We start from the raw sequence: 13,254 nt of genomic DNA, 5'->3' as shown, positions 1-13,254 counted from the left end.
GATGGCGACCAATCGCGCATTGAAGGGCCGGATCCGGTCGATCAACAACACGCGCAAGATCACGCGCACGATGGAACTGGTGGCGACGTCGAAGTTGAAGCGGGCCCAGGACCGCGTCACCGCGGCGCGCCCGTTCGCCGACGCGCTGCGTGAAGTGATTGCCGATCTCGCCACCCCCGATCTTGCGTCGCAGTTCGCGCTGCTGCGCACCCCGCCGAAGCCGTCGCAGGGCGGACCGTCGCGCGCGGTGGTGATCCTGATCACGTCGAACCGCGGCCTCGCCGGCGGCTTCAATTCCAACCTGATCAAGGAAGCGCGCCGGCGGATCGACGCGTTGAGCGCCGAGGGGTACACCGTCGAGCTGGTGGGGATCGGCAAGAAGGGGATCTCCTTCTTCAAGTACATCGGACGGCAATTCCTGGCCGAACGCGTCGACATCGGCGATCGGCCGACGGCAGAGCACGCGGCATCGGTGATGGATGGGGTGCTGACCGATTTCGCCGAAGGTCGCGTCGGTGTGGTCGAGCTGGTGCAGTCGCGGTTCATGTCGGTGCTGAATGCGCCACCGGCGACGGTGCGCGTGCTGCCGGTCGAGCGGCCGGAGACGACGGCGAAGGGGATGCGTCCCGATTACATCCTCGCGCCCGACCCGGGAACGCTGCTTCGCGAGCTGCTGCCGCTCTATGTGCGGAACATGCTCTATCGCGGGCTGGTCGAGACGGTGGCGGCGGAGCAGGCGGCGCGGCGCACGGCGATGAAGAACGCGACGGACAACGCAGGCGATCTGCTTGAGGCGCTGAAACGGACGTACAACCGGCAGCGTCAGGCGCAGATCACGCAGGAGATCGCCGAGCTGGTTGGGGGCGCGGCAGCGCTGGAGTGATCGGCCCGCAACGATGCGATCCCTCGCCTGCGGCTCGGGATGACAGGTTGGTGAACGATGAACATTTACGAACAGGGAATGACGACACGATGACCGCAACCGCCGTATCCACTGAGAAGACTGTCGGGACGATCGTCCAGATCATCGGCCCGGTGCTCGACGTCGAGTTTCCGCCGGAGCACCTCCCCGAGCTGTACAACGCGCTCACGGTGAACGACACCAGGGGGCCGGTGCCGGTCCATCTCACCGCCGAAGTGCAGCAGCACATCGGGCAGAACCAGGTGCGCGCGGTGGCGATGAGCTCGACCGACGGCGTGACCCGCGGGATGGAGGCGATCGACACCGGCGCCCCGGTCTCGGTGCCGGTCGGCGAAGCGGCTCTCGGCCGGATCCTCAATGTCCTTGGCGAACCGGTCGATGGCGGCGCTCCGATCGGGAGCGACGTGCCGCGCTGGCCGATTCACCGGCCGTCGCCGCAGTTCACGGCGCTCGAGCCGAAGACCGAGATCCTCGAGACCGGGATCAAGGTCGTCGACCTGATCGCCCCGTTCGTGAAGGGCGGCAAGATCGGCCTCTTCGGCGGCGCCGGCGTCGGCAAGACGGTCGTCATCATGGAGCTGATCCACAACGTGCAGAAGGGCCACGGCGGCAAGTCGGTCTTCTGCGGCGTCGGTGAGCGGACTCGTGAAGGGAACGATCTCTATCTCGAAATGAAGGAATCAGGGGTCCTCGGCAGCTGCGCCCTGATCTACGGCCAGATGAACGAGCCGCCGGGTGCGCGCCTTCGCGTCGGCCTCTCGGGGTTGACCGTGGCGGAATACTTCCGCGACGTCGAAGGCCAGGACGTCCTCCTTTTCATCGACAACATCTTCCGCTTCACGCAGGCCGGCGCCGAAGTGTCGGCGCTCCTCGGGCGGATGCCGAGCGCGGCGGGTTACCAGCCGACGCTGGCGACGGAGATGGGCGACCTGCAGGAGCGGATCACCTCGACACGCAACGGGTCGATCACGTCGGTGCAGGCGATCTACGTCCCCGCCGACGATCTCACCGATCCGGCGCCGGCGACGGCGTTCGCGCACCTCGATGCGACGGTCGTGCTGTCGCGCGCGATCTCCGAGCTCGGGATCTACCCCGCGGTCGATCCGCTCGACTCCACGTCGCGCATCCTGGCGCCGCAGTTCATCGGCGAGCGGCACTACAACGTCGCGATCGGCCTGCAGCGCACGCTGCAGCGTTACAAGGCGCTCCAGGACATCATCGCGATTCTCGGCATGGACGAGCTCTCGGAAGACGACAAGCTGATTGTAGGCCGGGCGCGGCGGTTGCAGAAGTTCCTCTCGCAGCCGTTCCACGTGGCCGAGCAGTTCACCGGCTTCCCCGGCAAGTACGTCAAGCTCGAGGACACGATCACGTCGTTCGAACGGGTCCTCTCGGGTGAGTTCGATTCGCTGCCGGAGCAGGCGTTCTACATGCAGGGCGGCATCGAGGACGTGATCAAGAAGGCGCAGGAGCTCAAGTCTTGATGCACGTCACCGTGATCTCGCCGGAAGCGGCGGTCTTCGACGGCGACGCCGATTCCGTGATCGCTCCGGCGTTCGACGGCGAGCTCGGTATCCTCGCCAACCACGCGCCGCTGATGACCGTGCTCGGCTCCGGTCTCCTTACCGTGAAGGCCGGCGGAATGACGCGTCGTTTTCGTGTGCAAGGCGGCTTTCTGCAGGTCGTCAAGAACAGCGTCCGCATTCTCGCAGAACGAGTTCAAGGAGAGAGCTGATGCTCCGTAATAGTCTGTATGGTGCGGCACTGATGGTGGCACTTCCGCTCGCCATCTGTGCTGCGCAGTCGACTGGTACGCCGGTCTTCCAGGCGCCGTACCGCGCCTTTGCCCACAGCGAAATCGGCATCTCGCTGTCGGAGCCGAGCGCCGGATTTGACCTCGAAGGTTCCTACCGCGAAGGTTTCACCAATTCCGTCGATCTTGGCTTCCGCGGCGGCTTTCACAACGGTCCCGGCCCCGATTCACGCACCGATCTCCTCCTCGGAACCGACCTGCGCGCCCGGCTGGTGACCCACTCCGAGTCGTTCCCGCTTGACGGATCATTTACCGCGGGGCTCGGAATGGAAAGCGGCAACGGCTTCACCTTCGGCTACGTCCCGATCGGTTTTTCGATGGGCCGGCGCGTGCTGATCGAGGGGTCCGATATTTCACTGGTCCCCTATGCACAGCCGGTGCTGAGATTACTCTTCGGCGACGCGTCGGGGACGCAATTCACCCTCGGTTTCGGTCTCGACGCGCGCGTGACGCCTCGCCTCGATCTGCGTTTCAGCGCCGCGATCGGCGACATGAGCGGCATCGGATTCACCGCCGCATTCCTGCACTGAAGACCTGGAGAGCCTGATGGTTGGTCGTATCCTGCTGACGCTCGGCCTTGCCGCGTCGATCACCACGGCCGCAGAAGGCCAGGCGCTCGGCATGCCGGTCGTGAACAACGGCGCGCCAACCGGACTGACCATCGGCGCCGATGTCGGCTTTCCGAACAGCGATTACGGCTCGGGGACCGCAGTGGCAGGGCGCGCGGCGATCGGCCTCGGGTTTTTCGGGGTGTCAGGGCAGCTCTCGCACTACTCTCCGAAGGACGCGGACGGCGTATGGTCGCCGGCGGTCGCGGCGTCGCTGCGCCTACTCGGCGGACCGCTGGTGCCGTTCCGCATCATGCTCCAGGGCGGCGTCGGCAGTTGGTCGTTCGGCAACGAACACTTCACCCACGTGCCGCTGTCGATTGGATTCGCCGCGACGATCCCGAACCCGGCGTTCGCGATCAAGCCATGGATCGCGCCGCGCCTCGACATGCTGCATTCCGACGTCACGGGGACCAACACGGAATTTGGCTTCAGCGGCGGGATCGATCTCTCGCTGATCAACGGCATAACGATCCGCGCCGCGTACGACCACGTGTCGAACGACGGGCTGCATCCGAGCATCGTGAGTCTTGGGCTCGGCTTCGCGCCGTGATTGCAGCGACAATCTGATCGTCGACGGGGCCCCGATGGGGCCTCGTTTCGTTTAAGCGGTCGCCTTACCCGCCACTCTTTCGGCGCAACAACGGCACGAGGAGATCGGCAGATCTCTGTGCCGCCCCGCGGTCTCCCTCGAGTGCGCGGCGAGCCGCTTCACCGGCGGCGTGCGCGGCGGCGGGATCGTCGAGCCACGACAACCAGCGTGCAGTGAGCTGCGCAGCGGGATCGGACGCGGTCAACCGAGTGAGAGCGCCGGCTGCGTCGAGCATTGCCGCGTCGCGCGAGCCGCGGTCGTGCCGTCCGATGATCACCGGCCGGTGCCATGCCGCCGGCTCGAGGATCGAGTGAATCCCCTTCAACCCGAATCCGCCACCGACGTAGGCGATCGACCCCGACGCATATGCGCGCGCGAGGACGCCGACGGTGTCGATGACGATCAGCGGATGCTCTCCCGGGCCTCGCATCGTCGAGAGCCGCACCGTTTCCGGCAGTCCGAGTTCGGCAGCCCGGCGTGCAATGCGATGGAGATTTTCACGTGTCGGCTGATGCGGCGCAATGATCAGCGTCGCACGCGGATGGGCGTCGCGAACACGCCGGAAGGCCGCGAGGACGACCTCCTCGTCCTGCAGCCAGGTGCTTCCAGCGACGAGGGTCCGCTCTGCTTCTGCGATTCGTCGCAACGGATCATCGGCGGGGGTGCGGTCGACACGATCGATGACCGAGTCGACACGTGGGTCGCCGGTGACGGTGATGCGGTCGCCCGGTGCGCCGAGGATGACCAGTCGCTCGGCGTCCTCGGCGGAATTCGCGGCAACACGATCGAGCACGGTGTAGCCTGGGCGGGCGAAGACGCGCGACGGCCAGCGGAGGCGGCCGCTGTCGGGGCTCACGCTGGCGGCGACCATTGCGACCGCGGCACCTGCGGCGGAAGCGCGTGTCGCGAGTTCGGGCCAGAGATCGAGCTTGGCGAAGACAAGAAGATCCGGAGCGGCAGCAGCGAGCATCTGCTCGACATCGGAGCGGCGGTCATAGCAGAGGTAGCCGTGCCAGTCGGCGCCGGTTGTCGCCGCGAATTCTTCGGCGGATGGCGAGTAGTGGGTGTAGATGACCTGCGCCTCGGGCACCATCTGCCGGAACGCGTTCATCACCGCCAGCGCCTGGAGCCCCTCACCAACCGAAGCAGCGTGGAACCAGGCGAGCGGGCGCGCTGCATCACGATGCGTCTGCGCCCAATCGCGAAGGTCTTCCGGCGCATCGAGCCGGTCGGCGTGAGCATGCCGCCTGCCTCCGGTGCGTGCCACCAATGGAACGAGTGGAACGCCGATGGTGGCGGCGATCCGGTAAGCGACTGACGTTCGCGGCATGGCGAAAGCTACTCCGGGGTCTCCCCGGGGCCGCTACCTTTCGCCGATGCCTCAGCCGGCGTATTACGTCTACAGCCGCAGCCCGCGATACTCGATCCTCTTCGCGGCTCCGTTGCTTGCCGCCTACGAGGTACTTGCGTGGGCGCTGAGTGATCCGGCGGCGCCGGGGGTGCGCAACGGCGCTGACGTGATGCTGAAGGCGCCGTTCGCGAGGCTCGCCGGCGCGAATGGCGTGATCGCCTTCGACGTGCTGCTCGTGACGTTCGGTGCGTGGCTGGTGATTCGTGACTGGCGCCGCAACCGCGGTCCGCTCAAGCCGGCGATCTTCGCGGGGATGTTCGCCGAGTCGGTGATCCTTGCCGTCGTCGTCGGCGTGCTGCTGCGATATGCCACGGCGGCACTGCTCCACTACTTCGTCCTGGCGGCGCCGATCAAGGGGCTCGACATCAAGACGCAATTGATGGTGTCGCTCGGCGCCGGGATCTACGAAGAGCTGTTGTTCCGGGTGATTCTCGTGGGCGGGTTGTCGCTCGTCGCGACGAGGGTCTTCGGGTGGAAGGCGCGCGGTGCCGGCGTGTTCGCGGCGGTGCTGAGTGCGCTGCTCTTCTCCTCCTTCCACTACATCGGTGCCTATGGCGACACGCTTAAGGTGTCGTCGTTCCTCTTTCGCTTCCTCGCCGGCCTGGTGTTCAGCACCCTCTACCTGATGCGTGGCTTCGGGATCACCGCGTGGACCCACTCGCTCTACGACATCATCGTGACGGTCAGTGGCGGTTGACGCTCACGGCATCGGTCAGTGCTGCTTCTTCTTCGCGGTGTAGATCGAATCGAGCACCCTGCGGAAGATCCCGATCGGCTGCGCGCCGTCCATCATTCCGCCCTCGATGTAGAACGTCGGCGTGCTGTGCGCACCCGCCTTTTCGGCGCCGGCGGCATCGTCCTTGACCATCGCGGCGCCGGCACCCGAGGTGAGGCATTGCATCATGCTGTCGCGCTTGAGCCCGAGCGAGACGAAGTGCGACTGGAAGTAGGCGGCCGGATTGGGAAGGTTCTCCCAGTCGGCCTGTGCCTGGTACAGCATGTCGTGCGCTTGCCAGAAGCGATTCTCCCGGCCGGCGCAGGCGGCGAATTCGGCCGCGGCCTCGGCGTTGGCGTGAAGCGATTGCAGCGGCAGGTTGATGAAGACCCAGCGTACCTTGCCGGTCTTGACGTATTCCTTGTCGATCGTCGGCATCGTCTCGACGGCGAACTGACGACAGTACGGACACTGGAAGTCCGCCATCTCGTACACCGTGACCGGCGCGGTCTTGAGGCCTTTCGCTCGCGCCGCAATCGGAAGCGTCTGGGCCTGGGCTTGCGCGTCGAGTGTCACGGCGCCAAGTGACAAGGCGCCGCACGCGAGCATGAGCGCGGCGGACTTCGGTGACAGATGTTGCAGGCGCGAAACGACCGAAACGAAACTCACGAGGCCCTCAACGAGTATCTTTGTTGCGGACCGGAACTGAAAGACGTCCGGTGCCGGTGATGTCCACCAGGCTTTGGAGCAGATGGCGACTCTGAGGAAAGGTACCGGCGCCCTCGCGGCGCTCCAACTCGGTGTAACTCTGGCGCTCGGTGGGCAGCAGCTCCCGCCCACGGCGAAGCTGTTCCCGGCGACTCCGACCGGGTTCGTCACCGACGCCGCCAACCTGCTCGACGCAAGCACTCGCGGCGCCCTCGAGGCGCGGCTCCAGCACCTCCAGGACGTGACCGGGGCCGAGATCGCCATGGTGACGCTCCCGACGATTGGCGACTACGACCCGGCGGATGTCGCTCGCGACATCGGCCGCGTCTGGAAGGTCGGCCAGAATGCGCCGATCGGGAGCAAGTTGCGGAACGCCGGTGCGGTAGTGCTCGTGGTGCCGCACACCAAGGATCACAACGGGTCGGTCTGGATCAGCGCCGGGCAGGGGCTCGAGGGGACCATCACCGACGCCCGTTCCGGCCAGATCCGTGACGCGATGCTCCCGTCGCTCAAGCAGGGGAACTACGCGGGCGCACTCGACGTCGCCGCGAGCAGTATCGGCGACATGGTCGCCCGAGAGCTCGGCGTGGAGGATACGTCGCTTCGTCGGCCGCGTCCGCCGCCGAGATCCGACGATTCGATTCCGCTCGGCACCAAGCTCAAGATGATCATCTACGCGGTGATCTTCATCGTGTGGATCGTGTCGCTCATCGCGCGTGGTCGCGGCGGCCGTGGTGGTGGCGGCGGCGGAATCGGAAGCAGCTGGATCCTGCCGTACATGATCGGCCGCTCCTTTGGCGGTGGCGGATTCGGCGGCGGAGGATTTGGCGGCGGCGGTGGTGGCGGCGGCGGATTCGGTGGCTTTGGCGGTGGTGGCGGGTTCAGCGGCGGCGGCGCCGGAGGGAGCTTCTGATGGATCGTGCCAAGCTCGACCAGGCACTCGGGAAACTGACCAGCGCGGTGAGCGCGTTGCCGGGGCTCAATGCCTGCGTGATGCTCTACGGCTCGGCCGCGCGCGGAGACTGGATTCCGGGGCGTTCGGACGTCAATCTGCTGCTGCTGGTCGACGACGTGTCGCACGCCGCGCTGCGCAAGCTGACGCCGGCGGTGACGGCGTGGCATGCGGCCGGCTTCGTGCCGCCGCTGATCATGGGCCGCGGCGAATGGGAGCATTCCAACGACGTCTTCCCGATCGAAATCACCGACATGCAGCTGTCGCACAAGGTGCTGTGCGGCAACGATCCGGTGCAGGGGATGAGTGTCGCACCCGCCGACCTTCGCGAGGCAGTCGAAAAGGAACTGCGCGGAAAGCTGATCCGCCTGCGCCAGGCATATGTCCGATTTGGCGATGCCGGGATGATCCTCGGCGGCTTTGCGCTGGCGTCGATTTCGACCTATTTCGCCCTGTTGCGGTGCATCGCGGTGCTATATCGCCGCGGCCCGGGCGTCACGCCGCCCGAGACGGCGAAGGCGCTCAGCGCCGAACTCGGCGCCGACGTGCAGGTGGCGATCGAGATCGCAATGCATCGCGCCGAACACGAATGGAATTGCCCGCCCGAGACATTCACCCGGTATCTCGACCTGGTGTGCCGGACGGTTGAACTGGTAGACACATTTCACCTCGGAGATCAGTGATGCGCCGTACCCGTTATTCGGCTCCGCTTCTCGCTGGCCTGGTGATTCTTGCAAGTGGTTGCAGCTACAACCGGCTGCAGCGTCTCGACGAGCAGATCAACCAGGCGTCGAGCCAGATCAAGGTGCAGCTGCAGCAACGCAATGACCTGATCCCCAATCTGGTGAACACGGTGCGGGGAATCACCAACCATGAGGACACCGTCTTCATCTCCATCGCCAACGCGCGGGCAAAGATGAGCGGTGCGTTGCAGAGCAACGACATGCAGCAGATCGCCGCCGCCAATTCGGCGATGGCAGCACCCCTCGGCCGGCTCCTGGCGATCCAGGAGGCGTACCCGACGTTGCAGAGCAGCGAGAATTTCCGGACGCTGCAGGATCAGCTCGAAGGAATGGAGCATCGGATTGCCACCGCCCGCACCGACTACAACACGGCAGTGCAGCAGTTCAACAGCGCGATCCGGCAGTTCCCGACGGTGCTCACTGCCAAGATGTTCGGGCTCGGCAAGCCTCGACCGTACTTCGATCTGAGCAGCCCCGATGCGGCGAACGTGCCGACGGTGAAGTTCAACTGACGAAGTAGTTGCCGGCAGGCGAAAGGGCGAAGAGACGGTTCTCTTCGCCCTTTGTCGTATCAGGCGGCGGGCTTCGGAAAGAGGTTGTCGGGCTTGGTGACCTTCGACCCACCGATATCGGGATCCTTGGCGCGAGCCCACGCCTCGGGGTCGCCAGGTGATCCCGATTGGCCGAGCGCGGTCCAGAGCGCCTGTGCCTTGGTCGGCATGAATGGCGACGCCATCACGGCGAGGCGGACGAGTGTGCGGGCGAGGGCAGAGAGCGTCCCGTCGAGCTCTGCGTCGTTGCCGGCCTTGGCCAGCGACCACGGTGCGGTTGCGGCGATAAAGCCGTCCGCAGCGGTCACCAGGTCCGAGAGCGCGGCCGCAGCGTCCTTGATCGCATTGCGCGCGAACGCCTCGGCATAGCTCTGCTGCGCTGCAGCGGCCGCAGTGTCGAGGGAGGTTGCTGTCGTAACCGATGGTATAGTGCCCTGACGGTACTTCACGATCATTGCCGTCACGCGCGATGCGAGATTGCCGAGGCCGTTGGCGAGATCGCCGTCGTAGCGGGCGTCGAAGCGTTCGAAGGAAAAATCGCCGTCGTTCTCGAAGCCGACTTCGCGGAGGAGGAACCAGCGGAGCGCGTCGGGGCCGCGATAGTCAATCGCCTCGTCGAGCGACACGGAGGTGCCTTCCGACTTGCTCACCTTGGCGCCGCCCCACTGCACGTACCCGTGCGCCCACACCATCCGCGGCAGTTCCACGCCCGCGGCGAGGAGCATCGCCGGCCAGATGATGCAGTGGAAGCGGGTGATTCCCTTGCCGACGACGTGCACGTCGGCCGGCCAGAGGTTGGTGTAGTTGGCGTCGGGATATCCCGTGGCGCTGAGGTAATTGATCAACGCGTCGAACCAGACGTAGACCGTCTCATCGTTGGTACCGGGGAAGGGAATCCCCCACGGCAGGCGTCCGCGCGAAATCGAGATGTCCTGGAGGCCGTCCTCGAGGACGCGGAGGATTTCGTTGCGGCGGATCTCCGGTTCGACGCGGAACTCGCCAGAGCGGGTCCTCTCCAGCACGGTATCCCGCCAGCGCGACAGCCGGAAGAAGGTATTCCGCTCCTTGGTGTGAACCAGCTCGCGTGACGGATGCTCGATGCACCGTTCGTCGCGAATCTGGCTTTCCGACTTGAACTCCTCGCAGCCGACGCAGTAGAGTCCTTCGTATTCGCCGACGAAGAGATCCTCGGGATTCCGATTCCGGATCGCTTCAATCAGTGCAGTCACGCCGCGTGCGTGGCGCGGCTCGGTGGTGCGCATCCACTCATCGTGAGAACATTCGAGCCGCTTCCAGGTCGAGTTGAAGCGCTCGCTCATCGCGTCGAGCCACTCCGCAGGCGTGCTTCCGGCCGCTTCGGCTGCCTGGATCACCTTCTGCGCGTTCTCGTCCATCCCCATGAGGAAATGGACCGCCTCACCGTTGAGGCGGTGCCAGCGGGCGATCGCATCCGCGCCGACCTTCTCCAGCGCGTGGCCGAGATGCGGGTCGCCGTTGGAGTAGTCGATCGCGGTCGTGATGTAAAACGCCTTCGTCACGGGCGGCGCTTCTTGTCATGGGGTGCAGCTGTGGGCGCCGGCGCAGGCGTTGTCGCGTCGGGCGGGCCAGCGGCTGCCGCGCGCTCCATTTCGTCGCGGAGGTCGACCGCGGCGATGATCCGGCTGCCATGCTCGTCGCTCCGGAGCGCAACGCGCTCGCGGAAGATGTCGACGGCGATCACCTTCTCGGGGCCGCGCGACGTCACCACTGTCTTCCCTTCCTTGGGGTAGCGTTTGCGCGACGCGAGATAGAACTCGTGCTCGTACTTGAGGCAGCAGAGCAGCCGGCCGCAGCCGCCGGAAATCTGGGCCGGATTGAGCGACAGATGCTGATCCTTCGCCAGCGAGAGATTCACCGGTCCGGTGTTGGTGAGCCAGGTGCTGCAGCAGAACTCGCGTCCGCAGCGGCCGATCCCGCCGATCCGCGCCGCCTCGTCGCGAACGCCGATCTGGCGCAGCTCGATCCGGGTGCGGAACTGCGTGGCGAGCTCGCGAACCAGGTTGCGGAAGTCGACTCGCGTCTCCGCCGTGAAATAGATCGTCAGCCGGTTCTTGTCCCACTGCCATTCGGCATCGGAGACGCGCATCGGCAGCTTCTGGCGCGTGGCGCGCTCAGTCACCTGGCGGCGCACGTCGTCTTCGTTGCGGCGGAGCTCTTCGTGCTGGGCCACGTCGCGCGGCCCCGCGCGGCGAATCACGCGCGGGCGCTGCTCGCCTTCGGGCTTCGGTGCTGCTGCCGGTACCGATTCGGCGGCGGACGATTCGGTGGGCGCCGCGATCTCATCTGGCGTGTCGGGAGTTGCGGCTTCGGCGGGCGACGCGTGTTCGGCTGCTGCCACCGAGGTGGCCGGTATTGCGTCGGTCGGGGATTCATCCGCAACGGCGGTTCCTCGCCCTTCAACGCCGGTTGCGGGTGAGGTCTCGCAGGAGGAACAGCCGCCGCACTTGGCGAGCGCCGCGGCACCTACCGCGTTCACCCGGCCGAAATCGAGGCCGCGCTCCGCCTGCACGAGGACCGCCTCATTGAGGCGCAGCGGAGCCGACGCGACGCCCCAGTCAAAGAAGCCGCGGCGATTTCCCTTGAAGCGGACCTCGACCGTTTGCATCGTCACGCGTTGGCGTACGATCCCATCGCCGCGTACTTGTCGTGGCGGCGCTTGACCAGCTTTTCGGGGCGGACCTTGTTGAGCTCGGCGAGTGCCTTGATGAGCGCCTCGCGCAACGCTTCGCCGGTGGATTCCGGATCGAAGTGCGCACCACCCAGCGGTTCGGCGATGATCTCGTCGACCAGGCCAAGCCGGGTGAGGTCCTCGGCGGTGAGCTTGAGCGCTTCGGCGGCGCGCTCGCGCTGGGTCGCATCCTTCCAGAGGATTGCGGCGCATCCCTCGGGCGAAATCACCGAGTACACCGAGTTTTCGAACATCATCACCCGATCGGCAACACCAAGGGCGAGCGCACCGCCGGAGCCGCCTTCGCCGATCACCACCGAGATGATCGGGGTGGCGAGCGCCGACATCTCGAGAATGTTCCGCGCCAGTGCCTCCGATTGACCGCGCTCCTCGGCGCCAAGTCCGGGATAGGCGCCGGGGGTGTCGATCAGCGTGATGATCGGCGCATGAAAGCGCGCAGCGGCCTGCATCAGGCGCAGTGCCTTGCGATACCCCTCGGGATGCGGCATCCCGAAGTTGCGCTTGATGTTCTCCTTGGTGTCGCGGCCCTTCTGGTGTCCGATGACCATCACCGACTGGCGATTGATCCGTGCCCATCCGCCGACGATCGCCGGATCATCGCGGAAGAGCCGGTCGCCGTGGAGTTCGATGAAGTCGGTGAAGATGGAGGAGAGGTAGTCGAGGGTGTACGGCCGGCGTGGATGCCGGGCCACCTGGACGCGCTGCATCGGCGTGAGGTTGCGATAGATCTCGTCGCGGCGCGCGCCGAGCTTCGCTTCGAGGGTGCCGATCTCCTCGGCCACATCGATCCCGCGCTCGCCGCTGATCCGCTTCAGCTCGTCGATCTGGCGCTCCAGCTCGGCGAGCGGCTTCTCGAACTCGAGGGTGTACGCTACGGCCATCAGATCACTCCGCCCGGATCAGTGAAACGGCCGTCGTACCGAAGAGGTCGCGGAGTGCCCGGAGCGTCTCCTCTTCGGCGCCGATCCGCAGCCGGCGCGACCGGAGCCGCGCCGACTGGCCGTTGCCATCAGTCCACTGAATATAGAGCGCGGCGGGGCCGGGGTGGGCCTCGCAGACCTGTACCACCGCCCCGACCACGTCGGCCGACGGCGGCGCCGGGGAGTCCCACTGAATCGCAACCGCCAGCGACCCGGACGCTTCCATTTCGGCCAGATCGCGGGCCCCCTCGACGATGAACGGCGCCTGTTCCTCACCGCGATCCCGCGGGGAGTATCCGCCATTGAGCATCATCGCGGTGTCGACCCGGATCACCTGGTTGAGCTTGCTCCACGCTTCGGGGAAGACGATTGCCTCCGCCGTCCCGTGGAAATCCTCGAGCGTGATCCGCGCGTATTCCTTGCCGGTTTTCTTGGAGATCTGCCGCTTGATCGCCGTCACCACCACGGCGATCGTGACCGGCCGCTCGTCCCACTCGCCAAGGGTCGCGGTCGTCCGTGTGCCGACGACCTCGACGACGGCGCGAAACCGTTCGAGCGGATGTCCGGAGATGAAGAAGCCGATGATCTCCT

The 13,254-nt window shown here is 66.0% G+C and carries 15 protein-coding genes; 9 read left to right on the top strand and 6 right to left on the bottom strand.

Annotated features, from left to right (window positions below; genetic code table 11):
* The first annotated feature begins 1 nt into the window (after position 1).
* From atpG to VGM20_05545, 5 genes are all read left to right on the top strand, one after another.
* The gene (gene atpG / locus VGM20_05565) at positions 2-883 is read left to right on the top strand and encodes an ATP synthase F1 subunit gamma (protein HEY4100330.1); all 882 of its coding nucleotides are present in this window, start codon (positions 2-4) and stop codon (positions 881-883) included.
* 89 nt (positions 884-972) lie between these two features.
* Positions 973-2,406, top strand: a complete 1,434-nt coding sequence (atpD, locus tag VGM20_05560) for a F0F1 ATP synthase subunit beta (GenBank protein ID HEY4100329.1) — start codon at positions 973-975, stop codon at positions 2,404-2,406.
* Complete coding sequence (gene atpC / locus VGM20_05555) at positions 2,406-2,657, top strand: ATP synthase F1 subunit epsilon (GenBank protein ID HEY4100328.1); 252 nt, start codon at positions 2,406-2,408, stop codon at positions 2,655-2,657. The genes atpD and atpC overlap by 1 nt, the downstream gene beginning before the upstream one ends.
* Positions 2,657-3,265, top strand: a complete 609-nt coding sequence (locus VGM20_05550; protein HEY4100327.1) for a hypothetical protein — start codon at positions 2,657-2,659, stop codon at positions 3,263-3,265. The genes atpC and VGM20_05550 overlap by 1 nt, the downstream gene beginning before the upstream one ends.
* A gap of 16 nt (positions 3,266-3,281) precedes the next feature.
* Positions 3,282-3,896, top strand: a complete 615-nt coding sequence (locus VGM20_05545) for a hypothetical protein (protein HEY4100326.1) — start codon at positions 3,282-3,284, stop codon at positions 3,894-3,896.
* A gap of 64 nt (positions 3,897-3,960) precedes the next feature.
* On the opposite strand, the gene VGM20_05540 is transcribed toward VGM20_05545, so the two are convergent.
* Complete coding sequence (locus VGM20_05540) at positions 3,961-5,265, bottom strand: glycosyltransferase N-terminal domain-containing protein (GenBank protein HEY4100325.1); 1,305 nt, start codon at positions 5,263-5,265, stop codon at positions 3,961-3,963.
* Positions 5,266-5,311: 46 nt separating this feature from the next.
* Here VGM20_05540 and VGM20_05535 point away from each other — a divergent pair, with 46 nt between their 5' ends.
* Positions 5,312-6,043, top strand: a complete 732-nt coding sequence (locus tag VGM20_05535; protein ID HEY4100324.1) for a CPBP family intramembrane glutamic endopeptidase — start codon at positions 5,312-5,314, stop codon at positions 6,041-6,043.
* 15 nt (positions 6,044-6,058) lie between these two features.
* Here VGM20_05535 and VGM20_05530 read toward each other — a convergent pair whose 3' ends face one another.
* Entirely contained in the window at positions 6,059-6,730 is a 672-nt protein-coding gene (locus VGM20_05530) for a thioredoxin domain-containing protein (GenBank protein HEY4100323.1), read from the bottom strand.
* A gap of 82 nt (positions 6,731-6,812) precedes the next feature.
* Between VGM20_05530 and VGM20_05525 the strand changes: the two genes are divergently transcribed.
* Genes VGM20_05525 through VGM20_05515 form a run of 3 tightly spaced genes read left to right on the top strand, consistent with a single transcriptional unit; the run spans position 6,813 to position 8,976 of the window.
* The gene (locus VGM20_05525) at positions 6,813-7,682 is read left to right on the top strand and encodes a TPM domain-containing protein (protein ID HEY4100322.1); all 870 of its coding nucleotides are present in this window, start codon (positions 6,813-6,815) and stop codon (positions 7,680-7,682) included.
* On the top strand, positions 7,682-8,404 hold the full coding sequence (locus VGM20_05520; protein ID HEY4100321.1) for a hypothetical protein: 723 nt from the start codon (positions 7,682-7,684) through the stop codon (positions 8,402-8,404). Before VGM20_05525 ends, VGM20_05520 begins: the two co-directional genes overlap by 1 nt.
* Positions 8,404-8,976, top strand: coding sequence for a LemA family protein (locus tag VGM20_05515; GenBank protein ID HEY4100320.1), 573 nt, complete (start codon positions 8,404-8,406; stop codon positions 8,974-8,976). The genes VGM20_05520 and VGM20_05515 overlap by 1 nt, the downstream gene beginning before the upstream one ends.
* Positions 8,977-9,035: 59 nt before the next feature.
* Here VGM20_05515 and metG read toward each other — a convergent pair whose 3' ends face one another.
* From metG to VGM20_05495, 4 genes are all read right to left on the bottom strand, one after another.
* Entirely contained in the window at positions 9,036-10,553 is a 1,518-nt protein-coding gene (metG, locus tag VGM20_05510; GenBank protein HEY4100319.1) for a methionine--tRNA ligase, read from the bottom strand.
* The gene (ricT, locus tag VGM20_05505) at positions 10,550-11,659 is read right to left on the bottom strand and encodes a regulatory iron-sulfur-containing complex subunit RicT (protein HEY4100318.1); all 1,110 of its coding nucleotides are present in this window, start codon (positions 11,657-11,659) and stop codon (positions 10,550-10,552) included. The genes metG and ricT overlap by 4 nt, the downstream gene beginning before the upstream one ends.
* A gap of 2 nt (positions 11,660-11,661) precedes the next feature.
* Complete coding sequence (locus VGM20_05500) at positions 11,662-12,624, bottom strand: acetyl-CoA carboxylase carboxyltransferase subunit alpha (protein ID HEY4100317.1); 963 nt, start codon at positions 12,622-12,624, stop codon at positions 11,662-11,664.
* Between the two features lie 4 nt (positions 12,625-12,628).
* Positions 12,629-13,254 (bottom strand): OB-fold nucleic acid binding domain-containing protein (locus VGM20_05495; GenBank protein ID HEY4100316.1); only part of this gene is annotated, 626 nt, incomplete at its 5' end.

It is taken from the genome of Gemmatimonadales bacterium, from assembly GCA_036500345.1.
GTDB lineage: Bacteria > Gemmatimonadota > Gemmatimonadetes > Gemmatimonadales > GWC2-71-9 > Palsa-1233.
Note: the sequence above shows the minus strand (reverse complement) of the source record. Positions and strands in the feature narration are given on the sequence as shown.

What these genes read in the sequence shown, in the direction of transcription:
- atpG (HEY4100330.1), top strand. Translation starts at nt 2, where the DNA reads ATGGCGACCAATCGCGCATTGAAGGGCCGGATCCGGTCGATCAACAAC.
- atpD (HEY4100329.1), top strand. Translation starts at nt 973, where the DNA reads ATGACCGCAACCGCCGTATCCACTGAGAAGACTGTCGGGACGATCGTC.
- atpC (HEY4100328.1), top strand. Translation starts at nt 2,406, where the DNA reads ATGCACGTCACCGTGATCTCGCCGGAAGCGGCGGTCTTCGACGGCGAC.
- VGM20_05550 (HEY4100327.1), top strand. Translation starts at nt 2,657, where the DNA reads ATGCTCCGTAATAGTCTGTATGGTGCGGCACTGATGGTGGCACTTCCG.
- VGM20_05545 (HEY4100326.1), top strand. Translation starts at nt 3,282, where the DNA reads ATGGTTGGTCGTATCCTGCTGACGCTCGGCCTTGCCGCGTCGATCACC.
- VGM20_05540 (HEY4100325.1), bottom strand. Translation starts at nt 5,265, where the DNA reads ATGCCGCGAACGTCAGTCGCTTACCGGATCGCCGCCACCATCGGCGTT.
- VGM20_05535 (HEY4100324.1), top strand. Translation starts at nt 5,312, where the DNA reads ATGCCTCAGCCGGCGTATTACGTCTACAGCCGCAGCCCGCGATACTCG.
- VGM20_05525 (HEY4100322.1), top strand. Translation starts at nt 6,813, where the DNA reads ATGGCGACTCTGAGGAAAGGTACCGGCGCCCTCGCGGCGCTCCAACTC.
- VGM20_05520 (HEY4100321.1), top strand. Translation starts at nt 7,682, where the DNA reads ATGGATCGTGCCAAGCTCGACCAGGCACTCGGGAAACTGACCAGCGCG.
- VGM20_05515 (HEY4100320.1), top strand. Translation starts at nt 8,404, where the DNA reads ATGCGCCGTACCCGTTATTCGGCTCCGCTTCTCGCTGGCCTGGTGATT.
- ricT (HEY4100318.1), bottom strand. Translation starts at nt 11,659, where the DNA reads ATGCAAACGGTCGAGGTCCGCTTCAAGGGAAATCGCCGCGGCTTCTTT.
- VGM20_05500 (HEY4100317.1), bottom strand. Translation starts at nt 12,624, where the DNA reads ATGGCCGTAGCGTACACCCTCGAGTTCGAGAAGCCGCTCGCCGAGCTG.